At 36.2% G+C, this 26,673-nt stretch carries 22 protein-coding genes; 13 read left to right on the top strand and 9 right to left on the bottom strand.

The genetic code is table 11. The annotated features are described in order from the left end of the window. Window positions 1–177: 177 nt before the first annotated feature. Window positions 178–681, bottom strand: a complete 504-nt coding sequence (locus ACPUVN_RS15430; RefSeq protein WP_426359446.1) for a hypothetical protein — start codon at window positions 679–681, stop codon at window positions 178–180. 115 nt (window positions 682–796) lie between these two features. Between ACPUVN_RS15430 and ACPUVN_RS15425 the strand changes: the two genes are divergently transcribed. From ACPUVN_RS15425 to ACPUVN_RS15415, 3 genes are all read left to right on the top strand, one after another. Continuing rightward, window positions 797–1,144: a rhodanese-like domain-containing protein gene (locus ACPUVN_RS15425; protein ID WP_426369381.1), complete on the top strand. Its 348-nt coding sequence runs from the start codon at window positions 797–799 to the stop codon at window positions 1,142–1,144. A gap of 86 nt (window positions 1,145–1,230) precedes the next feature. Further along, the gene (zntR, locus tag ACPUVN_RS15420) at window positions 1,231–1,647 is read left to right on the top strand and encodes a Zn(2+)-responsive transcriptional regulator (protein WP_426369380.1); all 417 of its coding nucleotides are present in this window, start codon (window positions 1,231–1,233) and stop codon (window positions 1,645–1,647) included. Further along, complete coding sequence (locus ACPUVN_RS15415; RefSeq protein WP_426369379.1) at window positions 1,631–2,803, top strand: SO_0444 family Cu/Zn efflux transporter; 1,173 nt, start codon at window positions 1,631–1,633, stop codon at window positions 2,801–2,803. Before zntR ends, ACPUVN_RS15415 begins: the two co-directional genes overlap by 17 nt. 39 nt (window positions 2,804–2,842) lie before the next feature. Here ACPUVN_RS15415 and ACPUVN_RS15410 read toward each other — a convergent pair whose 3' ends face one another. The 4 genes from ACPUVN_RS15410 to ACPUVN_RS15395 form a co-directional block, all read right to left on the bottom strand. Beyond that, the gene (locus ACPUVN_RS15410) at window positions 2,843–3,889 is read right to left on the bottom strand and encodes a WD40 repeat domain-containing protein (protein ID WP_426359450.1); all 1,047 of its coding nucleotides are present in this window, start codon (window positions 3,887–3,889) and stop codon (window positions 2,843–2,845) included. Window positions 3,890–3,894: 5 nt separating this feature from the next. After that, window positions 3,895–4,362: a copper chaperone PCu(A)C gene (locus tag ACPUVN_RS15405; RefSeq protein ID WP_426369378.1), complete on the bottom strand. Its 468-nt coding sequence runs from the start codon at window positions 4,360–4,362 to the stop codon at window positions 3,895–3,897. A 108-nt stretch (window positions 4,363–4,470) separates the two neighbouring features. Next, window positions 4,471–5,028: a DUF6436 domain-containing protein gene (locus ACPUVN_RS15400; RefSeq protein ID WP_426359452.1), complete on the bottom strand. Its 558-nt coding sequence runs from the start codon at window positions 5,026–5,028 to the stop codon at window positions 4,471–4,473. Further along, the gene (locus ACPUVN_RS15395; RefSeq protein ID WP_426369377.1) at window positions 5,012–6,478 is read right to left on the bottom strand and encodes a methyl-accepting chemotaxis protein; all 1,467 of its coding nucleotides are present in this window, start codon (window positions 6,476–6,478) and stop codon (window positions 5,012–5,014) included. The genes ACPUVN_RS15400 and ACPUVN_RS15395 overlap by 17 nt, the downstream gene beginning before the upstream one ends. A 223-nt stretch (window positions 6,479–6,701) precedes the next feature. On the opposite strand from ACPUVN_RS15395, the gene ACPUVN_RS15390 reads away from it, so the two are divergent. From ACPUVN_RS15390 to ACPUVN_RS15365, 6 genes are all read left to right on the top strand, one after another. Beyond that, window positions 6,702–7,304 carry an energy transducer TonB gene (locus ACPUVN_RS15390; RefSeq protein WP_426359454.1) on the top strand — a complete coding sequence of 201 codons (603 nt, stop codon included), beginning with the start codon at window positions 6,702–6,704 and terminating at the stop codon, window positions 7,302–7,304. A gap of 53 nt (window positions 7,305–7,357) precedes the next feature. Then, window positions 7,358–7,951 (top strand): RNA polymerase sigma factor, encoded by a 594-nt coding sequence (locus tag ACPUVN_RS15385; RefSeq protein WP_426369376.1) that lies wholly within the window; start codon window positions 7,358–7,360, stop codon window positions 7,949–7,951. Next, a complete protein-coding gene (locus ACPUVN_RS15380) occupies window positions 7,948–8,688 on the top strand; it encodes a TonB family protein (protein ID WP_426359456.1) in 741 nt (246 codons plus the stop codon). Before ACPUVN_RS15385 ends, ACPUVN_RS15380 begins: the two co-directional genes overlap by 4 nt. A gap of 53 nt (window positions 8,689–8,741) precedes the next feature. Then, on the top strand, window positions 8,742–9,449 hold the full coding sequence (locus ACPUVN_RS15375; protein WP_426359457.1) for an SIMPL domain-containing protein: 708 nt from the start codon (window positions 8,742–8,744) through the stop codon (window positions 9,447–9,449). A gap of 313 nt (window positions 9,450–9,762) precedes the next feature. Further along, window positions 9,763–10,302: a DUF1294 domain-containing protein gene (locus ACPUVN_RS15370; protein WP_426369375.1), complete on the top strand. Its 540-nt coding sequence runs from the start codon at window positions 9,763–9,765 to the stop codon at window positions 10,300–10,302. A gap of 229 nt (window positions 10,303–10,531) precedes the next feature. Next, complete coding sequence (locus tag ACPUVN_RS15365; RefSeq protein ID WP_426359459.1) at window positions 10,532–12,604, top strand: TonB-dependent receptor; 2,073 nt, start codon at window positions 10,532–10,534, stop codon at window positions 12,602–12,604. A 195-nt stretch (window positions 12,605–12,799) separates the two neighbouring features. Here the strand turns inward: ACPUVN_RS15365 and ACPUVN_RS15360 are convergent, their stop codons facing one another. From ACPUVN_RS15360 to ACPUVN_RS15345, 4 genes are all read right to left on the bottom strand, one after another. Next, window positions 12,800–14,035: a serine hydrolase domain-containing protein gene (locus ACPUVN_RS15360; protein WP_426359460.1), complete on the bottom strand. Its 1,236-nt coding sequence runs from the start codon at window positions 14,033–14,035 to the stop codon at window positions 12,800–12,802. A gap of 2 nt (window positions 14,036–14,037) precedes the next feature. Further along, window positions 14,038–15,219, bottom strand: coding sequence for a c-type cytochrome (locus ACPUVN_RS15355; protein WP_426369374.1), 1,182 nt, complete (start codon window positions 15,217–15,219; stop codon window positions 14,038–14,040). A gap of 54 nt (window positions 15,220–15,273) precedes the next feature. Further along, window positions 15,274–17,373 carry a serine hydrolase gene (locus ACPUVN_RS15350; RefSeq protein WP_426369373.1) on the bottom strand — a complete coding sequence of 700 codons (2,100 nt, stop codon included), beginning with the start codon at window positions 17,371–17,373 and terminating at the stop codon, window positions 15,274–15,276. 309 nt (window positions 17,374–17,682) lie between these two features. Continuing rightward, window positions 17,683–20,046 carry a TonB-dependent receptor gene (locus ACPUVN_RS15345; protein WP_426369372.1) on the bottom strand — a complete coding sequence of 788 codons (2,364 nt, stop codon included), beginning with the start codon at window positions 20,044–20,046 and terminating at the stop codon, window positions 17,683–17,685. 777 nt (window positions 20,047–20,823) lie between these two features. On the opposite strand from ACPUVN_RS15345, the gene ACPUVN_RS15340 reads away from it, so the two are divergent. The 4 genes from ACPUVN_RS15340 to coxB all read left to right on the top strand — a co-directional run bounded on the left by ACPUVN_RS15340 (window position 20,824) and on the right by coxB (window position 26,671). Continuing rightward, the gene (locus ACPUVN_RS15340; protein ID WP_426359465.1) at window positions 20,824–22,203 is read left to right on the top strand and encodes a M24 family metallopeptidase; all 1,380 of its coding nucleotides are present in this window, start codon (window positions 20,824–20,826) and stop codon (window positions 22,201–22,203) included. Window positions 22,204–22,323: 120 nt separating this feature from the next. Next, the gene (locus ACPUVN_RS15335; RefSeq protein ID WP_426369371.1) at window positions 22,324–23,346 is read left to right on the top strand and encodes a DUF1838 family protein; all 1,023 of its coding nucleotides are present in this window, start codon (window positions 22,324–22,326) and stop codon (window positions 23,344–23,346) included. 621 nt (window positions 23,347–23,967) lie between these two features. Beyond that, on the top strand, window positions 23,968–24,582 hold the full coding sequence (gene lexA / locus ACPUVN_RS15330; protein ID WP_426369370.1) for a transcriptional repressor LexA: 615 nt from the start codon (window positions 23,968–23,970) through the stop codon (window positions 24,580–24,582). A 604-nt stretch (window positions 24,583–25,186) separates the two neighbouring features. Next, the gene (gene coxB, locus ACPUVN_RS15325; protein WP_426360523.1) at window positions 25,187–26,671 is read left to right on the top strand and encodes a cytochrome c oxidase subunit II; all 1,485 of its coding nucleotides are present in this window, start codon (window positions 25,187–25,189) and stop codon (window positions 26,669–26,671) included. Window positions 26,672–26,673: the final 2 nt, after the last annotated feature.

Genomic DNA, 26,673 nt, shown 5'->3' with positions numbered 1-26,673 from the left:
CTTCTTTAGTTATTATACCAAACGGATTAAATTCTCGCCCTTCGGGAGCTCATTAGCAAACTGATAACATCACAAAATTAAAAAAATATAGAATAACTATGTTTAATCAATTTTTCTTGTTCTAAGCTTGCTAATGTAGCTCTAAGTTGCTCAATAAATTAATCCGTTTGGTATTAGCTAGTTACTAGGTAAGTCACTAAAGTTTGCTAGTAAGAAAAGCGCTGAACTATTGTTTACACAGCAGCGAAGAAATTGTGGCAAGTAGTTAGAATTATTGATGATATGTTCTGCATCAGGGCTGGTTGAACCAGCAATATTAACGAGTTTTTCAGGCAGTGCGATACGTGTGGCTAATAACATTCTGTAGCCATGACGTTGATGATAAATGTCTTGTAGAAAGAAAATGTCGTAGCAAATCCCCATACGTGCCACACGGTCTGGCGTTAAAATATATTCAGCTAATGCGATAACAACAAAAGTGAATTTTGTTTTTTTGTCGAGCGTTGGGCTTAACGAAATAACAGGGCTTTTTGTCTCGCCTTCTAAATGTATTTCACACAGGTTTTTGATTTCAGGTCGAAGCGCTATTGTTACACCTAATGCTTCACAAAAAGCTTTCACGTCGATGTGATCTTCGCGAGTACAACTTTCTATTAATTTTTCAACGAGGGATGGCAGCATAAAATCTCAAAATGAATGTAATTAATATTAACTGAAGTTTAAAATTCATGTAATTATACTTCAAATACGTCATTAATCTTAGCCATTTAATACACTTATATGAAAGGAAATTATCATGCTTAAAACCATTCCAACAGTGATAGCCGACATAAAAACCAATATTAATATAACTACAGCCGCTGTTGCTTTTAATGAAGTTAAACAAAATAACGGTGTTGTTGTGGATGTGCGAGAGCCTAGCGAAGTTGCGGATAATGTTATTGCAGGCACTATTAATATTCCTCGTGGGTTATTAGAAATGAAAATGTTGCAGCTATATCCGAATGCTGAATTACCTATTTATATTCATTGCTCGTCAGGTGTTAGAGCCGTATTCGCGGCAGAGCAATTACAGCGTGTCGGCTATGAAAATGTTAAAGCGATAACTTGTCATATTGATGAGATTAAGAAATCGGTAGGTTAAAAAGTAAAAAAGTCATTGACCTTGGTCTTAACTCCAAGGTGTACAGTTAAGCTAGAATAAATTTAAAGAGTTATGTTGAGTAGGTTATGTATCAAATAGGTGAACTAGCAAAAAAACTGTCGGTAACTACAGATACTTTAAGATATTACGAGAAACATGGTTTGTTAAAACCCTGTTCACGATCTGAAACAGGTTATCGATTATATAACGATAATAATCTGCGCAGTTTACAGTTTATTATTAGTGCTAAAAAATGTGGTTTTACGTTAAAAGACATTCAAGAGTTACTGTCTATTCAAGTAGATAAGGGCAGTCATAAATGTCATGAGGTTAAATCCTTTACTGAACATAAGTTACAACAAGTTGACGAAAAAATCAGTGAACTGATAGCAATACAATCATCTTTAAAAAAATTGATACAAGCATGTGATGGTGGCGACAAAAGCGCGGCTAACTGCTCTATTTTGACAACTTTGGAGGACGACGATGGAATTACTTACTAATTTTGGTCAATTGTTTTTAATATCAGCTCCGTGGCTATTGTTGGGGTTGTTTATTGCAGGCTTAATTAATGTGTATTTACCTAAAGACTTTTTAAATAAGCATTTAGGTGAAGAAGGCTTTTTAACAACCGTGAAAGCGGCATTAATAGGTGCGCCTATGCCATTATGTTCATGTGGTGTTATACCTGCAGCATTAGGTTTAAGACGAGCTGGAGCATCAAAAAGTGCAACTACTGCTTTCCTGGTTTCTACACCTGAAACGGGCGTAGATTCTATTACGGTATCTTATGTTTTACTCGGCCCTTTTATGGCGATAATAAGACCTATAGCGGCAATATGTAGCGCGATTGTAGCGGGTGTATTAGTGGGCAGTGAGAAAAAGCCAATTGAAGTTACTGCTGAATCTTTACCTGAAAAAAACACACAAGCAGCAACAAGTGCGTGTTGTAGTACAAAGGCAAAAGTAGAAGCTGAACCTGCTAAAACTTCATGTTGTAGTACTAAAGCTGTGGCTGAACCTGTTAAAAAGTCTTGTTGTGCTAAGACGGATGCTAGTGCACTTAATACAGGTGCTACAACTCAAAGCCATTGGGCTAAGTTTAGCCAAGCTGTTGCCTATAGCAGTACTTCGTTATTAGCTGATACAGCAAAATGGTTACTCATTGGTTTATTCTTTGCTGCACTGGTACAAACCTTTGTACCTGAGAATTTCTTTCTACAATGGGGTAATGGCATTGTTGCTATGGTCGTTGTGATTTTAGTGAGTATTCCAATGTATATATGTGCAACGGCATCAACACCTATTGCTGCTGGATTATTATTATCAGGCGTATCGCCAGGTGCTGTACTTGTGTTCATGTTAGCGGGTCCTGCAACTAATGTTGCTACCTTAGGTATAGTCGCAAAAGAATTAGGTAAAAGAGCGATTGTGGCTTATTTAGTTGGTGTGATTGGTGTTGCGGTATTATTTGGTTTATTAACCGATTACCTTGTTGAACATTACGGTATTGTGGTTGCTCCTATGTTAGGCGAGCATCACGAAATATTACCAGAATGGTTTATGTACATGACATCGTTTGTGTTAGCTGGATTGTTATTAAGATTAGTGTGGAAGCACTTCTCACAGCCTAAACATGTTCATGCTGCAAGTGTTTAATTGTTCTTGCTAAACTTATAAATCGGCTAAAAGTAAAAGTTAAGGCTGATTAATAATAGACGGCGACGGTAACTGCCACTCTTCTAAAATACCGTCGCTGGTACTGCTTAGTATCGAATTTCCTTTAAAGGCAACACTCAACACGGAAGAACGTTTTTTAAGGTGAGTTGCTTGCCATTCAGCAATCAGTTTTCCGTCGGTTAGTCGCCATAGTTGGATAGTTTGTTTAGGTGAGCCTGTGAGTAATAAGCTATTGTCAGCTGAAATTTCTGAATCGTTAAACACCATAAAGCGTACATGAGAATCAAGCTCTGAAATTAACTCGCCTGTTTTTAAATTCCATATGTTTTTATCTTTGATCCCATCAATTGAAAAGCCAATACTTTGATCTGCACTTAATGCCACATGATTAACGCGTGACATGTGATTGAAGTTATAAATTGTTTCGCCTGTAAGCACATTCCAGTACTTGGCTGTTTTATCGCTAGAGCCTGTAAAAGCCGTTAAACCATCGTCTGAAATACTCACCGAATTAATATCTAGTTTATGCATTTGGTAAGTCGCCATCACTTTGGTAAAAGGGTTAATAACACTTACTTTTCCACTTCTAAATCCTAATAAAATAACATCAGAGTCTTTTGATAAAGCGATGTCGGTAATAATGTGATCTGGTAACGACCACTCTCCAATCAGTAAGCCACTTTGTATTGAATATAAACGCACCGAGACACGGTTTGAGGTAATAAAATATTGATTGTTTTTAGCAATTTTTACTATTTCTATATATTTTCTAGCTTCACCTGTTAAGCATGGTAATTGTGGATTTTGAGTTAGATTATTCCACAAGCAAATGCTTTTTTCGTCAGTAATTAAGGTGTATTTACCATCGTAAGAAATATCAGACGTTTCAACTAATGAGTCGGTTTGAGGGAAGGAAGAGGTTGGGCTAGAAGTATGCACATCGGTCATATCACAGCTAGTAAGCAGTAAAATCGTTAGCGCGGTAACGATAACTCTTACTTTGACTTTTAGTTGAGAGAAACCCGCTAAATTAAAGTGAAACGGGTATAAACGCGATAGCTGCATACGGTTTACTTTTTACGTATTGGAAAATTCATTTGTACAACACCAGCGCGTTCAAATTCAAAGTTGATCACTAGCGTTTCGTTTTCAATTAACGGACTTTTTATGCCCATCATCATGAGGTGATAACCACCAGGTTGTAATACAAGTTTTCCGTTAGGCGGTATGGTTGGGTTTTCTGCTTCTAACATTTTAAAAATGCCATCTACTTGCTTGGTTTGATGTATTTCTATTGTAGTGATTGCTGAGCTCCATACGTTAATGAGTTTATCAGCAACAGGGCTCGCGTTATGTATTTCAGCATAACCAGCCGTATGCATAACCGTAGGCGGCATTGCGCGTACCCAAGGTGCATTAAATGATATATGTTCATTAGCTTGTGTTGTTTCAGCGAATGAAGCTTGGCTCGACATAACAATAAAAAGTGCAAATAGTGGTGTTATTAATTTTGATAATAAATTCTTAAAAATAAACATTATTTCATCCTTGTCGACTTGGATTTAAAATTCCGATGCTAAAGTGTGCCATTAACAATAGGTCTTTAAAACCTTTTTATGTGGGGTGTTAGGCTCTATGTGTTGTAGCTATATATTACAGTAACAGCCTTCGGTGCTTGTCATGATCAATTTCGCGTTAAAGCCTTTCTTATAATTAGACATGACTAAATCAATTATTCCTTCACCACTACCACATGATAAACCTTCAGAGTAAGGACCGAAATAAATAAGCTCGCTGTTATGGTCTAGTGCTAATACGGCAGGAGTAGAAGGAATAATACCTGAGAAGTTATCTGGAATAACAACATTAATAACCGACATGTTTTCTCTTTCAGCTGTCATTTTTACATCAGACAAATGCGAACTACTGGTTTGATTACAGCGGCAGTTCTCACTCACAAAATTAATGAGTGTATTAGATAAGTTATTAGGTAATTCAAATTCAGCCTTAATTTTTTCTACTAAGGCATTTTGAGACATATTGTTGAGCTTTTGACTTGGATCAAACGCCACCAAACGATCAGTAATAAAATATGCAGCAGCAAGAACAGTAAAACCTAACCATACAAAAACAATAATATATAAATGTAGTGGGGCTTCGGTTTTACTTCCATTCTGAGGATTTGGGTTACTTGAAGTTGGCAACACTTTCGCCCATCGCGTCTGACGTTGCTTGAATTCTTACGGCTTCGTCAACTAGCATAGTAATTTTTTGTGCATCTAAAGCGCCCATTTCACGTAAGTTTTTAGTGCTTTGTGAAATGCTGTCGGTTGTTCTAGATTGCTCTTCAACCGCTGCGGCAACATCAACAGCAACAGCGCTTGATTCTGATACTAGTGCTGAGGCTTGATAAATAATGTCAGAGGCTTCATCAGTACGAGTAATAATTTCATTGATTACCGTAATGTTAACTTCCATAGATTCTGTTGAACGCTTTGAATAGCCAGATAGCTGATTAACTGTGTCTGAAATTTTATTGGTACTGTCTTTAGTTCTTGTCGCTAAAGCTCTAACTTCGTCTGCTACTACGGCAAACCCTCGACCATGTTCACCTGCTCTAGCGGCTTCAATAGCTGCGTTTAATGCTAATAAATTTGTTTGGTCAGCAATGCTTGTTATTTCAGATAATACCGTTGCAATGGCAATGCTTGAGTTCGCTAATTCACTAATTTCATTACTGGTTTGTTGTAGAGATGAAGTGAGCTGAGAGTTTTGTTTATTTACCGTTGATATTTGTTCGTTAGCGCTTTGCGTTAGTTGATTCGCTTCAAGCATTTTTTGGCTTAACTGCGATGCACTTTCTGCAATAGATGCCACATTAACTACCATGTGTTCAATCGAGTCTGTAATAATCTCGGTTTCTTGTTGGCGCTGATTAACCGACGTTTCTAATTCATCTTTGGTTGTGTTTAGGGCATTCGCGTTGTGTTTTAGGTCGTCTGAAATACTTTTAACTTGCGTAACCATAGTGCTGAACAATGAAAGCAAACGGTTGAAGTTAGATAAAATAGGATTCGATTTTTCATTAGCACGAACATGTACATCAATTGAATGTGCATCAGCCATAATATTTTCTGACACATGAGATAATTGATTACCTAAGTAGCTTTCATCTTTCATCAATTTAGCGACATAACCCGCAACAATACCTTCTGCGGTAGCGTATGCACCATGGATAAGTATGGTAGTGAAAATAAGGTTTCCTGGAGTGAAAACATAAACTCCCATGTTTGCAGACTGCATAAAATAAAACGAAACATGATGAACAATAATTAAAGATACTGCGGTAACAAATACTTTCCAGTCACTAAATACAATTAAGAAAGCCATTAAAATGAATACTTCGAAATGTACTTCTATCAATCCGTTTGTTTGATGGATATGTAAACAAGCAAAGATCATAGTTGCAAGGGCAGCGGTATGTCTGGTTAATGCTGACTTAGGGGCTTGACTGAACATCCATAACGGGATTAATAAACTCGGAAGCCCGATAACTAAAGCTTCAATATAAGTGCCGTGCAGTGTTGCTAGTGCGATTGATTCTATAAATAAAATCACTAATAGATAGGAGAATAAATTTGTTATTTTCTGCATCTTATTTTTATCCTAATGAGGCACGTTCAAGCCTGTTTAAGTCGTTGTTATATCGAAAGTAAGGGTGTGATGTTAGCACTTAATGTTCTAAAGATAATTATTTAAATAAATAATTAACCCCTTTTTCCTTTTCTCTTCGTTCTATTAAAGAACATGTTGTTAAAAATACAAAATCCGTGTGATCGCACCTCTTTATTAATTAAAGATAAACAGAGGAATCAAAATGAAAAAAGCATTCAGTATAATATCGGCAGCTAGTATCGTAACCTTTAGCTTATTTATTTTTATGGCGTATTTAGTGAGTAGTGATGAGGTCAGAATTACAGAATCTTTACCACCTGTTTTTGTTGAAGTAAACCAGAACAAACCCGACACACCACCAAGAGTTAAAGTAAAAAAATTACCAGAACCGCCTATAGCACCTAAACCGATGCCAAAACTTATTACGGCTATTGATAAAGGTCCAGGTGTTGCTGTAGGTGGCGTTATTCACATTAAACCCCCAACGAATACCAGTACAATAGGGGAAATACCTATAGCGCCAGATCATGATGCTCGACCTATTGTGCGTATTAGTCCTAAATATCCTATTGCGGCAGCGCGTGATGGTATTGAAGGTTGGGTTCAGTTAGCATTTGATATAAATACCTTAGGCGAAGTGATTAATATATCTGTACTTGATTCAAATCCAAAACGTATGTTTGATCGTGCAGCTAAACAAGCCCTGAAAAAGTGGAAATATAAAGCCAAGTCGATGAATGGTGAGTTTGTTAATCAAATAAACCAAACAGTACAATTAGATTTCAATATGGATCAGCAAATATAAGGTAATGATTTGAAGGTAACTGATATCAATATAAAAATAATGACGGTAATTATTTGAATTTACAGTCAAAAATTAAAGGCTGGCTGAGCACTGCTCAAGTTAGCCTTTCTCACGTAACAAGCAACGCCAGTCCTGAAGAGGTGATGGCGCAATATATTGCTACGGGGAAAAAACACTATTTAACGCTTTTAGTTGAAGCATTTAATGGGAGCTTGTATCACTATTTATTAAGTCAGTCTGATAAAGCAACGGCTGAAGATGTTGTACAAACAGTCTGGCTTAAGGTTATGAATAGCCAAAGTCAGATGACTCCTACTCATATCAAAAGTTGGTTGTTTACTATTGCAAGACATACGTTAATAGATGAATTAAGAAAACAAAATAAATGGCAACATATAGAATTTGACGATCAGCTGTCTCATTCTCATAATCTTGAGCAAGCTATCGAAAAAGACACGCAAATCAATCTGTTTAATCAAGCATTATTAGACTTACCCTTTTTACAAAGGGAAGCTTTCATTTTTCAACAAGAGGGCTTTTCGTTAATGCAAATAGCCGAGCTGACTCACGAATCCCAAGAAACTATTAAAAGTCGTTTACGTTACGCAAGAAATCATATTAAAAGTAAAGTTGGAGCTAAATCATGAGTACTGAAAAGGGTCGCGATCAGTTTGATAAAGATATCGATGCTCTTTATTCGCAGCGAAAAAATACGATACATGCACCTAAAATAAACTTTACTGAAAAGCCTATAAAACCAAAGTTGAGAATGAAAGAGATGTTTTCTATATTAACTTTAGGTGGCGTAGCCTCATTTGGTATTTTTGCGGTTATTAATCACTTTGCCTACTTACCTGATCAAGCCACAAAACAAGATGTTACGGCTATGGTATTTGTTGATACGATTGAATTGGAACGCTTTGATAAAGACAATCAAGCAATCAATATGAAACGGGAACATAAGGCGCTTAAAGAAAAGCAAATTCTTGAACAACAGCCTGAAAGAAGTTTCGACTTAAATGCGGCGATTCAAGTTAAACCACAACCGGCAAAAGCTATTACTTTAGATAGCAGTAAAGTGAGTAAGATTGCTCTTATTCCTAATGCTTTAGAACATGAAGTTATTCAGCCTACCTTTAAAGTAATGCCTTCACTTAATCGAGTGTTAACTACCCATCAAGGTGGAAGAGTAAAACTTGCTTACAATATAACTAAGGAAGGTAAGGTAAAAAACATTAAAATAATACAAAGTAATGTACCAAGAGATTTAGAAAAGTCGGCGAAAAAAGCCTTGTCTCAATGGCGATATCCTCAACCGACAGTTAAGGAGGGAAATCAACAAGCCAACGAAGAGCTACAGGTAGAATTTAAATTTAATGACTAGAGTCTTTTGATCTGTCGAGATTACTTTACGCAACGTTAATTAAGGAAAATATAATGAAGTATTTAATCGCAATGCTAGGATGTATGAGTTTTTTTACTGCTGCGGCATCACTACCCGATGTTCCACATTTTTATGTAAAAGGTACAGGTAAAATAACGGTAGTACCTGATACGGCTCAAGTATCGTTTTCAATTGTTACACGTAATAAAGATCTTGTAGCCGCTAAAAAAGAAGCGGACACATTGTCTGCCGCTGTGATCAAAATAGCGAAAGATTATAAACTTGATACAAAAGATATATCAGCGTCTGAGCTATATATTCAACGCGAAACTCAATACGACAATATTACGCGTAAGCAAGTTTTTATCGGTCATAAAGTGACACGCTCAGTGCAATTATATCTTAAAGATTTAAGTCGTTATTCTCATTTAGTTCAGAGTTTAGTTAATGTGGGTATTACCGAAATGCAAGGCGTTAAATTAATGGCGTCTAATATTGAAGAGTTAAGTAAAAAAGCTGCATTACTTGCTATAGCTGACGCTAAGCGATCAGCGAAAGAACTAGCAAAAGGTTTTGAAGTAAATCTAGGTCAACTTTATCGTGCATCTGCAGAAGCTATACGTGGCGAAGCAGCATATTCAAGTATGGCTAAGGTGAGTATGATGCGAGATTCAGCTCCAGCAAATATCGTTAATGGTGCTTTTGAACCTGGTTCGATAGATGTTGTTCAGTCTATTTATGCGGTATACCTTATTGATTAAATAACCTGAGCTCAGCTTAATATATGCTTCTCTAACAGCTACTTTTAGTTGCTTCATCGTTAAATTTACTTGCAATAGGCTAGCTATTGACGCGAAATTTTCCTTGAAGAAAGAAAAACTATCAAGCTAGAGTCTAAGTTGATTTTATTAGTAATAATTTCAATGAATTAAAAATATATTAAACCGAGTTCAGGTTAAATAAAGTTTTATTAGGATTGTTATTTTAAATATGGCTAAATATGGATTATGCCCTAATATTTAAATTGAATTAAATAACTAGAACTCAGGTTAAATATAAATAAAGGATTATTAAATGCTACTCAAAGGGAAGTTGATTAAGTGGGATGAAACCAAAGCTTTTGGTTTTATCTTACCTCATGGAGGAGGAGAACATATTTTTATTCGTAAAAATGCATTCTCAAATAAACAGCGCGTACCTCAAATTAATGACGTTATTACGTTTTCTATTACTAAAGACAGGCAAGAACGTTATTGTGCCGATAACGCTTACTTTACGGGTGAAAAAATGAAACCTAAAAATGGTAAGCAATTTAATTTATTTTCGATTTATTTATCTTGTACTTTTCTCGCTTTTTTATCTATCGCCTTTATTCAAGGTAAGATTCCTCAACACTTACTTGTGTTTTATATGGTGACCAGTGTGGTTTCATTTATTGCTTATGCATTAGATAAATCAAGGGCACAGCAGGGCGCATGGCGGATCAAAGAAAGTACTCTGCATCTTATTGCCTTACTTGGTGGCTGGCCAGGTGCTGCACTTGCACAACAAGTTTTACGTCATAAATCACAGAAAAAAGAATTTAGAAACGTTATTGGCTTACTGTTGTCGTAAATTGCGGTGTTTTAGCTTGGCTTATGTCTTCAGGCGTTGAGTATCTCTTCATTTTTAAGTAAATACATAAAGTAAATTTATCTTGATGGGATTTTTTTGTTGTAAAAAACCTACCAGTAGCACACATTTCTATTATTACAAATAACCATTCAAATGGTAATTGATATCATTCGTGTTTGTGTTATGATTCCCGCACTTAAAAATAATTGAACGAATGAATGGAATTGTAATGAAGTTAAGTCATGTTTTTATTAGTGTTAATCTTGCGCTTTTTTCACTGTCGAGTGCAGCTGAAATAAAAGACAATAATGAAAAAGATATTGAAGTAATTAAGGTAAAAGGAACCTATTTTAATAACTACCAAGTTGAAAACGCTTCAGGTGCGATGCGTGCAAATGTTTCTTTATTAGAAACTTCACAATCCGTTACCGTCATTCCAGAAACAATTATTGATGAACAATTAGCTACTACGTTAGGCGAAGTGCTAAATAATGATGCGAGTTTATCTCCAGGTTCTAAACAAAGAAACCGCGAAGTTTTTAGTTCTAGAGGATTTGAGTTAAGTTCAGGCACAGGTTACCTAAGAGACGGACATCAGCATTGGTCTCACTATCAACAACCTATTGAAACTTTATCTCGTGTTGAAGTGATCAAAGGTCCATCAAGTATTCTATATGGTCAATCTGCTCCAGGCGGTTTGATTAACATGGTAACTAAGCAACCAACGGCTACTCCATTATTAGAAGTGAGTGCAGACGTTGATCAAAACGGCTCAACTCGTTTTATGTTAGATGCAGCAGGTGAAATTTTTGCTGACACTAATTACCGAGCAGTTTTAGTTAAGCAAGATGTCGACTTTGAACGTGAATACCATAACGGTGAAGAACGTGAACGTGATCGCTTTTTAGGTTCATTAGTGGTTGAACATAAACTTAGTGATAATTTTATTATTAATGCTTACTACGATAGAACCAACGATAAAGCAGGTTTAGATACAGGTGCTTGGTTAAATACTGATGGCGATGTGATCAGTAACGAACATACCATCAACGATTTCTCTTGGGCATTTACAGACATAACTGTTGAGAACAAAGGTGTTAAATTAACTTATTTTGTGAACCCTGAATGGGAAGTTAAAGTCGGTTATAACGAACAAGATTTTGAACGTCAACGTTTCGAGTCAAACCCTAGTTACAGTACTGGTGATAGCTATACTTCAAACCCGTATGATCGTCATGACGACTGGAAATTCAAAACAGCTTTCATCGATATTAATGGTGAAGTATCTTTTGCTGGTGTTGAACACAATATTTTAGTTGGAGCTAACAGCCTTGATTATTACTACGGTCAGTTAATTGAAAGAGGTGATTCAATAACTTTCACTCCAGGTCAAACTGAGCCATCAAGACCTGATCTTGACTACAATAGAGACCTAACGGTGAGTGAAACTGAATACGATTACTATGGTATTTATTTTCAAGATTTGATTACCTTTAATGATCATTGGCAAGTTGCTATTGGCGGTCGTTACGATAAGCAAAATAAAGAAGGTGCTGACAACCAATCATTATTACCTAAAGTGGGTGTGTTATTTCATCCAGATGAAAACAGCACTATATATGTTAATTACTCAGAAGGATTTGAGCCACAATCAAGTGAAACAATTAATGATGAACTTGATCAAAACTTTGGTATGGAAATCGATGCGGTTTCATCTAAGCAAGTTGAAATTGGTGCGAAATGGAAAGTATCAGATCGTTTACTGATCAACACAGCCATTTTTGATATTGAGAAAAGTGGTACGCTTATCAGTGAGAACCTACTTGATAGCTCAGAATTTACATCAGTAACAACTCAGTCAGGTTTACAGGTACATAAAGGTATCGAACTTTCTGCCCAAGGTGCAGTAACTGATAAGTGGTTTGTTATGTCTTCAGTTATGTATTTAGATGCTAAATTTGAAGAAGATAAAAGCTTTGAAGGTAATACGCCTGTTGATGCGCCAAAATGGTCAGCTTCTATATGGTCACGTTACGAGTTAACTGAGCAATTAGCATTAAATGCTGGTATTTTTTACCAAGGCACACGCTTTGCTGATAGTGCTAATACTGTTAAGAAAGGTGCATATAGCCGAGTAGATGTAGGCGCTGCTTATAAAACTAAATTTATGGGCAAAAATGTTGATTTACGTCTAAATATTGAAAATTTATTTGACGAAGATTACCTAGCGGGTGGCGGTATTAGTAACGTAACGATTGGTGATGGTGCAACAGCTAGATTTGAAGTTAAAACATCGTTCTAATGATACGTAATTTGATTAAAGTAGAGTGAGCATAATATTTACTCTTCTTATCTCAAAACGTAATCAGGTTAAATAAAAAAGCCCTTGTTGATATTCAACAAGGGCTTTTTATTATTTCAATAACTACTGTTTATTAAGGTCTGAACCTAGAGAACAAAGTATTAAGGTTAGATTATTCGCAATTAATAGGAGAGTTTAACCTTCAGTATCTTGCTTTTCTAATATACCTCTAATGATTGTATTGGGTATATATGAATTATCCCACTCTTTACCTGGAGCCCAAGAGAAGCCACCGGTACGTACAATCACCAACTCTAGCGAAGGTATGATATAAACCACTTGGTTACCACTGCCATCAAACAAGAATAAGTCAGAAGCTAAGTAGGGTTCGCTATGAATAACACCAAACTTTGTAGGTGTTCCTACTTCAGTCCATGAACGTGTTGGTAGGTAAGGTTCGCCTAACCAAATGTGTAGTCCCATCGCAGGGTTAGCTGGAGATGGCTCTAAATAATCTTTCATCCAATTGTCAGGAAATAAAGACACATTATTCACAACACCTTGATTAGCTAACATTATGCCAATACGCAACCAGCTTTCTGAAGGAAGTAATAAACAACAACCTGTATGAGCTAGACCTTCAGGGCGGTTCATCATCACTTGACCACCTTGCGCTTCTAAAGGAACGATGAGCGATTGAGATAAATACTCACCATAAGGTTGTTTTGTTGCACGTTCTAAGATCAAGCCAAGAAGATCCGATACTACTTGGCTGTAGTCATATACGGTGCCTGGCTCATTAATAAGCTCGTAACCATTAATCATTACACCTTCATTTTTACCAGCGAGATATGAGCGAGTAAAATTACTAAATGGGCTCATATCTAAGGTATAGAAAGGTTCAAACCCTGCAGCCATATGCAACATGTTACGTATAGTAATTGTCGCTTTCTCAGTACCTTGCCATTCGGTTATATAGTTTGAAGCAGGTTCATCTAAGTTATCGATGTATCCGTCTTTTATTGCACGACCAATCACAATACTTACAACCATCTTCGCCATACTTTTACCAATAATTAGCGATTCAGGTGTGTAGTCTTGAAAATGTTCTCTGGTTTGTAATTTACCACGGTGCCAAACTAATAATGATGTTGATTTTCTTGCGGCTGCATAATCAATAACATCTGTAAGTGCATCAGCTGAAATAGTACGTTCATCAGGTTTAGTTAGCCTTAAAAGAGAGTGTTGCCCTCCATTAACTGTATATTCTGAATCTTCCCAGCCTGATTGTGGCAATACACCTTTATTAGTAGCAATAAGGTAATAGCGATCCCAAAAGCGAGTATCTTGTAAGTAAAGCGCACCCGCTACGACGATGCATACACCGACTGTAGCGCCCAGCACTTTAAATGCAGTTTTTGTTTTACTCATAACTAGTCCTGCTCTGTAGCTGAAATGTATTCTAAGAAGTCGATTACTTTCTCACGTCTCGCTGGATCAGATAAATCTGTTTGCTGATTCATTAAATTGCCAGGGATAAGGTCTTGTCCATGTAATAAAAATTCTGATAAGTTTTCGCGAGTCCAAAACGTGCCACGTAAGCCAGCATCTATCATAGCTTTTGAATATCGACCATAACCTTTTACAGTACCAGCTTGACGGTTGTATACATTGACTAAGTTTGGACCTAATAAATGTGTTTCGCTTGCTGTTGCGTTATGACATTGAGTACACCATGATGCTGTCTTTTTAGCTTCAGCTAAACTTGCTTCATCTGGAAATATTTCACTTTTAGTACGAGCAGGTATTAGTGCCGTTTTAGATTCAACTAAAACAGTTTCACCCGCTGCAGTTTGATGCCAAGGTGGCAATACTTTAAATGCAAAGTAAGGCAGGTACATAAATAGAACAAAGAATACGGCATAGATTGGCCAGTAAACAAATTTACGATTATTTGCCAAGCTGTATATTGCTAGTGCAATAAAGTAATACATTGGCGTTAAAACATAAGTACCAAAAGCCGCGATTGGATGAATTGATGGTGGTTTAGGTAAGTTAATCAGTAAATGTAAGACAATTAATAAGGCGACCGCAATGCCTGGGCTTACATACTTTTTTAAATGAGAAAAAAGATAAACAAATACAATACCAGAAAATAATGCAGCAGATAGGGTTGAGAAAGAAGAGTGCATGTAACCAGCTGTTCCCCAAGACCAATCGACAAAATGCGGTAAATTAAATACACCTAAAAATGCTGTTTCTTCATCTTTAGCCCACGCTTGAGCTAAGCCATTCAACATACTGAAGAACATCATGATAAAGAATAATGAGATAGCTGTACTTTTACCGTCGCTAAACGCAGATTTCAACTTGGTAACCACTGAACCACCTGGTTTAAACAACCAGATCAGAAAGCAAAATATAAGGAACACAAATAAAGTGGCTCCTATACTTAAATGAGCATGATGAATGGCCTCACGTTCTGCGCTGCCACGAATTAATCGAGGTGCTACGCCTGACCACCAAAAGTGCCATGAGAACAGCACATAAAATAAAACTGAAAAGAACAAGCCTGCTTGTTCTAAAAAACCACCATTTTTTTTGTTAGTCGTCATATCTACGATCCTACTTTTTTATTGAGAATTATTGAGAAACATTAAACGTTATTATTATCTGTGTTCGAACTGAACAACCTCAGAAAAATCATCAAGTTGTAAGTCTGAAAATGGGGTTACTATTGTATTGTTATTATTCATATATGTTTGCATAAAATGTAATGAAATATCTGAAGCGTTTTGTAAAGCTTGTTTTTGGGGATTTACTACGTGATCGAGTCGACCAATCAAGTTGCCAAAATAATGATCTACTTCATTTAAAACTAATAGATAATTTTCACCAGCTAGAGCATTTTCATAAGATACTTTATGCATTTCATAATTTGGCCAAAATGGAGGTAATACATCTTTAGTACCAGTTATAACTAACTGAGGAGTATCCATTGTTGTCCAAGCTTTCGCCGTTAATCTATTTTCCATAACACCAGGAGGTGAGAACGCTACAACACCCACTACTCTGTCATCTTTTAAAGAGTTTGGGATATTACGTGAAGAGTCACCTTGAACTTGTAAACTAGCACCACCAAGAATTTGAGCGGCTAATGCACCATATGAATGCCCTGCAGCAATATATTTATTTGTTAGCACTTGTCCTTTGAAGTTTTCAGTATCTTCTAGAATAGTTGATATTTGATTTGCGGTTACTTGCATGTCAAGTACACGAGAAGCTGTTAACCAATCACTACCATGTTCTTTTCTGGCCTGAGAACCTGCTTCAAAACCACCGGCATCTAAATGGGTTGGTGCAGCCACAACGTAGCCTTTTTTGACCCATGTATCAATTAATTGATGATAGGCGTTAGCGGTTAAAAAATTACCGTGAGAGAATACAATCAATGGGAATTCTCCCTGAGAATTGGCAGGGTAGGTGACTTGTATATCAAGCGTATCAGTGTGATCTGCTTTAATAGTTGTATCTATCATTCCAAGTGTGAATTTGTGATGTTGAGATGCTTCCTCTTTAACTTTCTTAGCATCTAATGAACTAATCACACGGTTAGGGATAATAGAATCATCAAAATCCATACGCGTTTCACCAACTCTTACAATGATAAGTTCTCGTGAAGGTACAATATAAACACGTTGCCCACCAAAACCATCAAAGAATATTACATCATCAGCTAGGTAAGGTTCTGAATGCAAAGCTGTAAATGGTCCTGTAGCCGAATACTTTCTTTGTTTCACATAAGGTGTACCACGCCACATTAAATAGCCGTAGTTTGGGTTATCTGCAGAAGGTCTTGTTGCATCTTCAATCCAGCTTTCTGGTACAACTTGTTCGCCATTAATTTTACCTTTATTTAATACGAGTAAACCAATACGTAACAGATCTTCAGGTTGTGAAATAAGGCAACAATATCCATGGGGAGTACCGTCTTCTCTGTCCATCCATAAATAGCCTGATTTGGCTGCCATTTTTGACCAGATTTTATCTTGTAAATAAGTTTCGTATGATTGCCCTGTAGCAGATTCAATTACATCTACTAATAATTGAGGATTAGTATTTATATATTCGAATTCAGTTCCCGGAGCTATCTTTTGTGGTAATGATTGAGCAACCGCTGAAATGTCAGGGTCATTTAATAAGCGCATAAACTGACTAAATAAGAAGAAGTTTGGTGGTTTTTTCTCACCTAAACCTGATGTCATAGTTAATAAATTTTTAACGGTAATTTGACCTAAAGGTTGATCAACCCATTCGCCAATGTATTTAGATGCATAATCATCAACAGAAGTGATTTTACCTTCGTCTATTGCTATACCCACTAACATAGATAATAGAGATTTATGAATAGAATGTGTTTGAGTGTAATTATCTGCGCTATATGGCGCCCAATATTTGTCGAGAATTAATTCTCCACCTTGCCAAATTAAAAAGGCACTACTGTTAATTTGTTCTGCGTATTCAATAGCGTCTGAATATTGCTCATTCATCGCATCATTGTTATTTGGAATTTTATTAATTTTTTCGGGTTCTGGTGTTGCTCGCATCTCAACGGTAGGTTCGTACCAATCGACAACTCGAACTTGTTCGATTCCATTACTGGTGACAATACGTTTTAAATAGGTAAAGTTGAAAGCAATAAAAATTGCGAGAATTGTTAGAGCCGTTAACAAAACAAGACCTAACGATTTAAGAATTTTTTTTATCATCTTTTTTCCTTTACGGTGAGTATAATCTTTATCTTTTATTTGCTAACTAACTTGAGCTCGGCTTAACAAATGTTTCTCTAGCATCTATTTTTCCTTACTTCTGTGTTAAATTTACTTGCAATAGCTCACTATTGACGCGAAATTTTCCTTGAATTAAGAAAAACTATCAAGCTAGAGAGTCAATTAAAAATTATTACTTATTTTTCAATTTGTTAAGTATCTCTTAAACCAAGTTCAGGTTAACTAAAAAGAGGGCCAAATAGCCCTCTTTATTAGCATAGCAATATTATCTTTATAGCTGAGTTATAATTAGAAATTATATTTAGCTGAAATACCTACTCGACGAAGATTACCCCAAGTTGGAACATAATCTACGAAGAATGGACTAGCGATATAAAATGCATTTGATACATATTCTTCATCTGTCGCATTTTTAACCCATAAGTCTACAGACCAATCTTCTGAGCTTATTCCTGCACGTAGGTTAAGCAGTGTTCTTGATGGAATAGTTGCAGCGTTCATTTCTGATAAGTATTGCTCAGATTGATAAGCTACATCAGCGCGAGCATAATAATTTAAGTCACTATTGATTTGGCCATCGTACTGTATACCAAAATTGAACTGTGTATCTGAACTTCTTTGTAATGTATTGCCACCGATATTTCCTTCAGCATCACATACTATATCGTCACAAAGACCTGCGCGAATAAGGCGCTGTGAAATAGTATCGTCATTATAAGTCGCATCGTTTAATGCTAAGCCGAAGTTTAATGTTAGGTTATCTGTAGCAGCAAAAGTTGACTCAATTTCAATACCTTTTGATGTAGCTGCACCTAAGTTAGCTGTAATTGTTGATGTAGTTGAAGTAGAACCTTCAGCAGCAACACTAACTTGTAAGTCACTCCAATCGATGTAATACAATGCAGCGTTTAACTCAAGGCGTCCATCAAACAATCTATTTTTTGAACCAATTTCATAACTGGTGTTTTCATCAGGACCATAAAAACGTTCATTATCTGGTAAATCAATAAGTGCAAAACTAGCGTCACGTACAACAGCATTGTTTATACCACCAGATTTTAAACCCTGGGCATAAGATGCATATATTAATTTATTATCGTCTAGATGGTAATCAAGTGAAAAGCGTGGTTTAAGGTAGCTATCTTCATAAACAAATGAACCTGTATCATCAGACCCTGTTTTCTCTTCGTCGGTATAACGAGCTTCTGCAGCAAAAACAAGCTTCTCGGTAATAGGTACTGAAACTCGACCAAATATAGCGGTTGATTTAGTTTCAATAACTGCATTATTTGTAGCGCCGGCAGCTATGGTTGATGGCAATATAGGGTCTGTAGAGTCCGTCCAAAGAGGGCCTGCATAACCAGGTTGACCATCATCTAAATCTCTACCGTCACTTGTGTAAAGACCTACCATCCAATAAAGACCACTCTGTGCTAAGTATTCAAGACGTAATTCGTGAGAGTCATAATCAAATTCACCTACAGGTAAAACAGTGAAAAAATTATTTGTAGCAAAAGGAGGAGCGAAGCCTGTTGTTCCTTCTAATGGGCTTCGATCTGCGTTACCTACACTAAATACTTCACCTTGAATATTTGAAAATTGGTATTTTACGTTCATTTCTGCACTTAATTCATAAGTACCCGCGAAACGAAGGATGTTATTTTCTGATTTTGTATATGAACGAGGATCAATTAAAAAGCCAGTTTCTTCTTCTGAGCCAGCTACTCTTGGAGCATCAGGTATTTCGCCACAAAGTACTTTTGAGAAACCAAATGAAGAACCACCACAATTTAAATCACCAGAGAATGCTGAAAGTCTTGATTGAGCTTTACTTTCGGTAGTTGAGTTGAAGGCATTATAGGCAAGTTCTAAATTAAGCGAATCGGTAGGTTGTGCAACAAAAGACACACCGTATGAATCGTTGTCCCAACCACCTAAATCTTCATCTGTACCTAGATCTGTTGCATGATCAGCTGCTGGATGTGAATTGTCCCAATCACCATCGTATGTACTTATTGAACCAGTAACTTTTACCGCTAATACATCTTCAATTAAGGGTGTACTAAACTCACCCGAAATATCTCTACGACCGCCATCACCTACTACAACTTCAACATCGCCATACGAGAAAGAAAGATCTGGTTTACGAGTTACATAATTGATCGCACCTAAAAATGCGTTTGCACCATATAAGGCACTTTGCGGGCCTTTAACAACTTCAATTCGCTCCATATCTAGTGTACCTAAATCTAAAGCGTATTGACGTGGTATATAAACACCATCAATAAATGTAGAAACGTTTTGTTCTAATTGGTCAACACTGAACTGAGATGCACCACGAATTACAGGAGAGCCATAACTTCCGTTAGAAAAATCTTCAAAAGATAAACCAGGTGTATATAAGGCTACATCATCTAACTCTTCTATACTCTTTTGGCGCATATCTTTTGCTGAGAAAGCGGTTACGGCGATAGGAATATCTAATATTCTTTCTTCAACCTTACGTGCTGTAACGGTAATGCTTTCTATACGTTCTTTCGTTTCAATTTCTGGTGTTTCGGCTTCTTGAGCCATTGTTGGAAGCGTATGCAGAGAACTTAATATTGTTGCTACTGCTAAGGGTAAAGCTTTAATTTTAAAGTTAGTGCTCATGTGATTATCCCGCTGCTGTGTTGTAATTATCATTATTAAAGTGCGCTCAATTTAAATAGTTTGAGTCTCTCTTTAATCATTTTGTATTATTATTATTTTTGATTGCGTAATGATACTAGTATATATCATTATGACTTTCAAGCATTAACTGATTAAAAAATAAACTTAATGTTGTTGTTTTATTTTCTTTATAAACATGTACTTATTTTAATTTGTATACAGTTGTCGATGGTTTTATTAAAATAAAAATAATTTTAATAACACATAAATATGTAAAAAAAGGTCATTTTTCAACAGAGAAGTTGTACTGAATTTGAACATTTCTATTTCATTAGTTTTGTTGGTAAGTTGACAAAAATCAAGGTTGAAGATTGCCTTTTAAGTCATAAAGGTAACTATAAAGTACCGCGAGAATAATCTTCTCGATTAAATTAGATAAATCTTTATATAACGTAAATCATTTACTTAGTTAACCTGAACTCTGGATAATGGGTTTTGTCATATATTGATTTTCAATACTTTATAAGTAAATTATGGCAACACCATTTGTTTAAATGATTTATTACTCTCCTAATGTTGGAATTTAATTCTATAACAAGGCATTTTTCTTGACTAATAGCTGGCTATTAGCAATAAAAATAACGACGTTAGAGGGTTAAATAACAATATTAGGCATAACTGCTTATCCAGAGTTCAGGTTAGTTATATAAGTTAGCATCACAAAATTTTAAAAATATATTTTAATTGAACACGGCATACTTAAAACGAGGGGTGATTATGCTCAGTAGAAGAGATTTATTAAAAGGCTCATTAGTTTTAGGTGGTGCAGCTATAGGAGGTTTAGCCTCTAACACGGCTTCAGCGAACTGGGGTATGCCAGAACAAAATGTTAATACGGACGGTCGTTCTCTTATTAACTTACCACATATCCATAAAATACTTGAAGAACATAACTTAGACGGATTAGTTGCTGTGAATCCCGTTAATGTTTTCTACCTAACTAACCTCGTCAGTTTTTATGACAAAATGCAGCGCCCTGATGCAAGCTTCGCTGTATTTCCTCGTGATAAGTCTAAGCCTTGTATTCTAGTTGTAGGTAGTGGAGATCTTTGGACAATAGCTAACGGCACCAAAGAATATCCAATGATTATTCCTTATTCACTTCCTGCAAATTGGCAAGAGTTTGAAGGTAAAGCACATAGTGCAAAAGCTCCTGAGGCTTATTCTGGCTTTTCTACAATATGGGGTCAAAACCCTTCAGGCTTTTCTGATAGAGAAAAAGAGTGGGTGGCAATGGACGAAAAGTTCAAAGGTGAATTTATGCCTACCCCTGAGCATGCATTAGTAAAAGCGTTAAAAGAAGCCGGATTAGATAAAGCAAAAGTTGCTGTTGATGATATAGGCATAGAGCTTACATTAGCGCGGGCAGGACATGATAAAACAACATGTATAGAAGGTGATAATATTTTCCGAAAAATTCGAGTGGTTAAATCAACCGTTGAATTAGGACACATGGAAAGTATAGCGAAAAAGAATCAGAAAGCAGCAATGAACATGCTTTCACAGCTGGATAAAGGTACTAACAATGCAGAAATGGACCACATCTTTAGAGTTGAAGCTGCAAAACAAGGTGCCATGGTAACTTGGTTAGTGGGTGGTTCTGTGGGGGGCTTTCCAAGTGGTGAGCTTGAAGAAGGGGTACCATTTTTAATTGATGCTGTAAGTCAAAGTAATTACTACCATGGTGACTTTGCACGAACCATAGTGCTTGGCGAACCTAGTAAAAAAGTACGTGAACGTACGGCACTACTGCAAGTGGGTTGGCAAGCAGCATTACAGATAATGCGTCCGGGTGTACGTTATAGTGAAATTGAAAAAGTTGCTAGGCACGCTATGGCAAGTAAAAACGTAACTGTACCTCCAATTGGCGTGATCCCGCATTCCGTTGGTTTACAACATACAGATGAACCTTATCGAGATAACATTCCATTTTTGGTTAAAGATGATCTGGTACTAGAAGAAAATATGACATTAACGGTAGATTTCCCTTGCTTAGAACTTGGTTGGGGTAACTGTCATTTAGAAGATTTAGTACGTATAACAAAAGATGGTGTAGAACCGTTAGCAACAATAGATGATCCTTTGGTGATCATATAATTTTACATTTGATTGAAAAAACATTTGTAATTAGAAATAAAGATATACTATTATAACAATTCGGTGATCGGAAAACAGATAAACAAGATCGCCTCACTTAACGATAACTGGAGAGAAATAATGCAAAAGAAATCCAATGAGGTCGATTCAGCTGTACCTAATTCACGACGAAATTTCATAAAAACGGCAAGTGTTGCCATTGGTGGTACGGTTGCTGGTGCAAGTATCGGTAAGGCGATGGCATCGTCAGGTAAGCCAAAAAATATGAAAGCGCTGGGTGTTGATTACTCAACCTTAAAATATGATGATAATGAATGGAACCGTGATGCTTTTGCCAGAATTATGGGCGATTTAGATTTTGGTAAGCAGAAGTTTGGCTGGTATAAAGGTACTGTTAAAGGTGTTAGACCAGGTAAACCAATTGATGACTTATGTGGTTTTGAAGGGTTTTCTTATGCTCGACTAAAAGATAATGGTGATGGTACTTACCAAAAACTTTTACGAGAAGTGGGCTATTACATAGATTTAAAAACAGGTGAGGTATTAGAAGAATTCTATAACCCTTATCTTGATGAAACAGTAAAAGTTGTACATATTGCAAACGACCCTTTTAATCATGTTATTTCAGCATTTTTTCCACAACCACCATCATACGGTGGGTTAAACGGTGATAAGAAACCACCAAAAATTCCATTTATTATGCCTTGGATTGAAGTTGGTGATGGTAAAGTGTTATTACAAAATGATATTAATTTATTTTATCCTTCAGCACTTCAACCAGACAAATGGCCTAGAGAATCATCAGGCAAAATGAATCAAGTATCAGAAATGTTTAACTACGTGTTTGATAAAGATGATTTAGCTAATCCAAATATTACGGGTTTAGAGTTTTCAGGTTCTTGGTCACGTATAACACCATGGTTACCGTGGATGCTTATGGGGCAAACTGCAGGACATATTTCTTATGACTGTGTTCAAGGTTGTTATAATAACACTGATATGATGTCACCTAAGGTTCGTGAGTATGCTAAAAAGCATCATCCGGAGTTCTTTGAAGCACCAACTGAATGGAAAGATCCAAGTTGGTCTAGTCTTGAGCATTATGCTCACGAGCAAACTCCAGCACCGGTTAAAAAAGGTTAATTACAACGTTTAGAAAATTGTTGTAAATATTATTAAAGATGGTCAGTTACACTTATTTTTATTATAAGTTGTGCTGGCCATTTTTTGTTTAAATCGAATTTGTACTTCTTCATTAGCTCATCTATTCAATTTAATTGATTACTTCTTTTTAAGCTTCAGACTTACATATTGAGTAAATTCAAATTTCTTATTCATTAGGAAAACAAAAAAGGTATTTATACTTTATAAAAGTTACAACCTTAACCATTAATTAACCTGAGATCTACTTAATATATTCTTCACTAACAGCTAATTTTACTTGCTTCATCGTTAAATTTACTTGCAATAGGCTAGCTATTGACGCGAAATTTTCCTTGAAGAAAGAAAAACTATCAAGCTAGCGTATAAGTTAAATTTTATGAGTAATAATTTTTATGAATTAAAAACATCTTAAGCCGAGTTAAGGTTAATTAGCGCTAACTTTACTTTATTAGAGTAATTTTCTCTAAGAAAACAGGGCTGATTCACACCAAAAACAACAAATAAAATCGAGCAATTACATGAGACTTGCGTTTATTTACAGGCTGTATATACTGACAGTTATTACTGTTGAAAAATACAGGTTACAACCTAAGGAATATAATGCGTCCATTAACTCCCAGACAATCACAAATTTTTGATTTAATTAAAGAAAAAATATCTGAAACAGGTATGCCACCAACACGTGCAGAAATAGCAGATTTTTTTGGCTTTAAGTCAGCAAATGCTGCTGAAGAACACCTGAAAGCATTAGCTAAAAAAGGCTATATTAATATGTTGCCAGGTACTTCGCGTGGTATTCGCTTAGCCGAAGAGTTTGTTGAGCAAGATGGTTTACCACTTATTGGTAAAGTTGCTGCTGGTGAGCCAATTTTGGCGCTAGAACACGTAGAAGAGCATTACAAAATAGATGGCACGCTGTTTAAACCTTCTGCGGATTATCTTTTACGTGTAGATGGTGAAAGCATGAAAGATATTGGTATTCTTGATGGTGACTTACTTGCTGTGCATCAAACTACCGATGTTAAAAATGGGCAAGTAATTGTTGCAAGAGTTGAAGACGATGTTACTGTGAAACGTTTTAAACGAGAAGGTAACGTTGTTTATTTACATGCTGAGAATGAAGACTTTTCACCTATTGTTGTCGATCTCACTACTCAACAGTTTAATGTAGAAGGTATTGCAGTAGGTGTTATTCGAGCAGCAGATTGGATGTAATAGTAATTCATTGTTTACTATACATAGTTAACTATTAAGAGTTTATTTTGTGAACGATTTCTTTTCAAAGTAAACTCTGTTTTCCCTCCTTTAGTTCTATATTCCCCTTTAGTTTCTTATTTTTATACTTCAATTATCATAATTCAAATGAATGTTAATAAGTTAGTATGAAAATTGAACACAAAAGTTTTATCCTAATAAAATTTAAATTTCTGTAGTTTTTATCATTGTTTAAAAATAAAACAACTCATATCCTCACTGTTTATGCGGCTTTAACGGTCTTAGAGCTCTTACTCTATTGTATTTATTATATTTTATTTAAGTAGCTACTCTAATTTAAAATTTGACGTAGTTTAATATTTGAGTAATTCTAGAATAGAAAGCATACAAAAAATTATATTGAGTAGCTTGTTAAGACTCAACACTCGTAAAGAAAATAATAATAATAGTGTAGCCAAACGTACAAAGTATGACTGTTCATTGAGCAGGTTTTGTCTTTTTTGCGTTAAGTTAAATAGAGGAGTGAGGGAGATGTCGTGTGATAAGACGTAACCTATGTTTACTGATCTTGGGAAGTATATTTTCAAGTTCAGTTTGGGCAGAGATGCAGTTAAATCTAACAAAAGGTGTAACCGAAATAAGTAGGGAAGTTTATGACCTACATATGTTGGTTATGTATATTTGTACTGGAATTGGTGTTGTCGTTTTTGGCGCCATGTTCTGGTCTATGGCTTTCCATCGGAAGTCTAAAGGGGCAAAAGCTGCTTCCTTCCATGAAAGTACCAAAGTAGAGATACTTTGGACCGCTATTCCAATCGTAATTCTAATCGCTATGGCTATTCCAGCCACTAAAACCTTAATTGAAATGGAAAATAATGACGATTCCGACGTCACCATTCAAGTAACGGGATCTCAATGGAAATGGCACTATAAATACTTCGATCAAGACATCGAATTTTATTCTGTTTTATCTACTCCAAGAGATCAATACGAAAATCAATTAGGTAATCTTGCTGAGAAAGGTGAGCACTATTTACTTGAAGTCGACAGACATCTGGTTATCCCTGTTAACAAAAAAGTAAGATTTTTAATAACTTCTGATGATGTTATTCATGCTTGGTGGGTTCCTGCATTTGCAGTTAAACAAGATGCTAACCCTGGCTTTATCAATGAGGCTTGGACCAAAGTTGATGAGCCTGGCATTTACCGAGGTCAGTGTGCTGAGCTTTGTGGTAAAGATCATGGCTTTATGCCTATTGTTGTTGAAGTGAGAACTGAAGAGGGCTATGCGCAGTGGCTTGATGAACAACATGAATTATTAGCCAAAGCAGCTGAAGCTGAAAAAGCCTCTTTGAACGCATCTGTTTCTATGGATGAACTAATGACATTGGGTGAAACTACCTATGTTGCATATTGTGCAGCTTGTCATCAAGTTTCAGGTTTAGGTCTTCCTCCTGCATTTCCTGCGCTTAAAGGTAGTGCTATAGCTACAGGCGCAGTTAATGGTCATATCTCAACGGTTTTCAATGGTATAGCTGGCACAGGTATGCAGGGTTATGGCAAGCAATTGTCGTTAAAACAAATTGCAGCTGTTGTAACTTACGAGCGTAATGCTTGGGGTAATAATACAGGTGATGCAGTTCAAGCCGCAGATGTTCAATCCGCCGTGGGTGCTGGAGTAACAAGTATGGATACAGTCGCTACTGATGGAGAAAATCAGGTTAGTGAAGTTGTTGAAGCCGTTATTCCCGCTGAAGATTTATCTAAAGAATATACCAAAGACGAATTAATGAAGATGGGTGAGCAGGTTTATATGACGGCTTGTGTTGCTTGTCATCAAGCTACAGGTAGTGGTTTACCTCCTGCATTTCCAGCTTTAAAAGGTGGTCCAATTGTACTTGGCGACGTAGCGATTCATATCGATATGGTTGTTAATGGCAGTAAGAAGAATCCATCAATGGTGGCTTTTGGTAATCAATTAACTAAAACGCAGATTGCAGCAGTCGTTACCTATGAGCGTAATGCTTGGGGTAACGATACTGGTGATGTAGTTCAACCCGCAGCAGTTGATGCTGCCAGTGCGAAGTAGGA

It is taken from the genome of Pseudocolwellia antarctica (assembly GCF_049933045.1).
Classification (GTDB): Bacteria; Pseudomonadota; Gammaproteobacteria; order Enterobacterales; family Alteromonadaceae; genus Pseudocolwellia.
Note: the sequence above shows the minus strand (reverse complement) of the source record. Positions and strands in the feature narration are given on the sequence as shown.

What these genes read in the sequence shown, in the direction of transcription:
- ACPUVN_RS15430 (WP_426359446.1), bottom strand. Translation starts at nt 681, where the DNA reads ATGCTGCCATCCCTCGTTGAAAAATTAATAGAAAGTTGTACTCGCGAA.
- ACPUVN_RS15425 (WP_426369381.1), top strand. Translation starts at nt 797, where the DNA reads ATGCTTAAAACCATTCCAACAGTGATAGCCGACATAAAAACCAATATT.
- zntR (WP_426369380.1), top strand. Translation starts at nt 1,231, where the DNA reads ATGTATCAAATAGGTGAACTAGCAAAAAAACTGTCGGTAACTACAGAT.
- ACPUVN_RS15415 (WP_426369379.1), top strand. Translation starts at nt 1,631, where the DNA reads ATGGAATTACTTACTAATTTTGGTCAATTGTTTTTAATATCAGCTCCG.
- ACPUVN_RS15410 (WP_426359450.1), bottom strand. Translation starts at nt 3,889, where the DNA reads ATGCAGCTATCGCGTTTATACCCGTTTCACTTTAATTTAGCGGGTTTC.
- ACPUVN_RS15405 (WP_426369378.1), bottom strand. Translation starts at nt 4,362, where the DNA reads ATGTTTATTTTTAAGAATTTATTATCAAAATTAATAACACCACTATTT.
- ACPUVN_RS15395 (WP_426369377.1), bottom strand. Translation starts at nt 6,478, where the DNA reads ATGCAGAAAATAACAAATTTATTCTCCTATCTATTAGTGATTTTATTT.
- ACPUVN_RS15390 (WP_426359454.1), top strand. Translation starts at nt 6,702, where the DNA reads ATGAAAAAAGCATTCAGTATAATATCGGCAGCTAGTATCGTAACCTTT.
- ACPUVN_RS15380 (WP_426359456.1), top strand. Translation starts at nt 7,948, where the DNA reads ATGAGTACTGAAAAGGGTCGCGATCAGTTTGATAAAGATATCGATGCT.
- ACPUVN_RS15375 (WP_426359457.1), top strand. Translation starts at nt 8,742, where the DNA reads ATGAAGTATTTAATCGCAATGCTAGGATGTATGAGTTTTTTTACTGCT.
- ACPUVN_RS15370 (WP_426369375.1), top strand. Translation starts at nt 9,763, where the DNA reads ATGCTACTCAAAGGGAAGTTGATTAAGTGGGATGAAACCAAAGCTTTT.
- ACPUVN_RS15365 (WP_426359459.1), top strand. Translation starts at nt 10,532, where the DNA reads ATGAAGTTAAGTCATGTTTTTATTAGTGTTAATCTTGCGCTTTTTTCA.
- ACPUVN_RS15360 (WP_426359460.1), bottom strand. Translation starts at nt 14,035, where the DNA reads ATGAGTAAAACAAAAACTGCATTTAAAGTGCTGGGCGCTACAGTCGGT.
- ACPUVN_RS15355 (WP_426369374.1), bottom strand. Translation starts at nt 15,219, where the DNA reads ATGACGACTAACAAAAAAAATGGTGGTTTTTTAGAACAAGCAGGCTTG.
- ACPUVN_RS15350 (WP_426369373.1), bottom strand. Translation starts at nt 17,373, where the DNA reads ATGATAAAAAAAATTCTTAAATCGTTAGGTCTTGTTTTGTTAACGGCT.
- ACPUVN_RS15345 (WP_426369372.1), bottom strand. Translation starts at nt 20,046, where the DNA reads ATGAGCACTAACTTTAAAATTAAAGCTTTACCCTTAGCAGTAGCAACA.
- ACPUVN_RS15340 (WP_426359465.1), top strand. Translation starts at nt 20,824, where the DNA reads ATGCTCAGTAGAAGAGATTTATTAAAAGGCTCATTAGTTTTAGGTGGT.
- ACPUVN_RS15335 (WP_426369371.1), top strand. Translation starts at nt 22,324, where the DNA reads ATGCAAAAGAAATCCAATGAGGTCGATTCAGCTGTACCTAATTCACGA.
- lexA (WP_426369370.1), top strand. Translation starts at nt 23,968, where the DNA reads ATGCGTCCATTAACTCCCAGACAATCACAAATTTTTGATTTAATTAAA.
- coxB (WP_426360523.1), top strand. Translation starts at nt 25,187, where the DNA reads ATGCAGTTAAATCTAACAAAAGGTGTAACCGAAATAAGTAGGGAAGTT.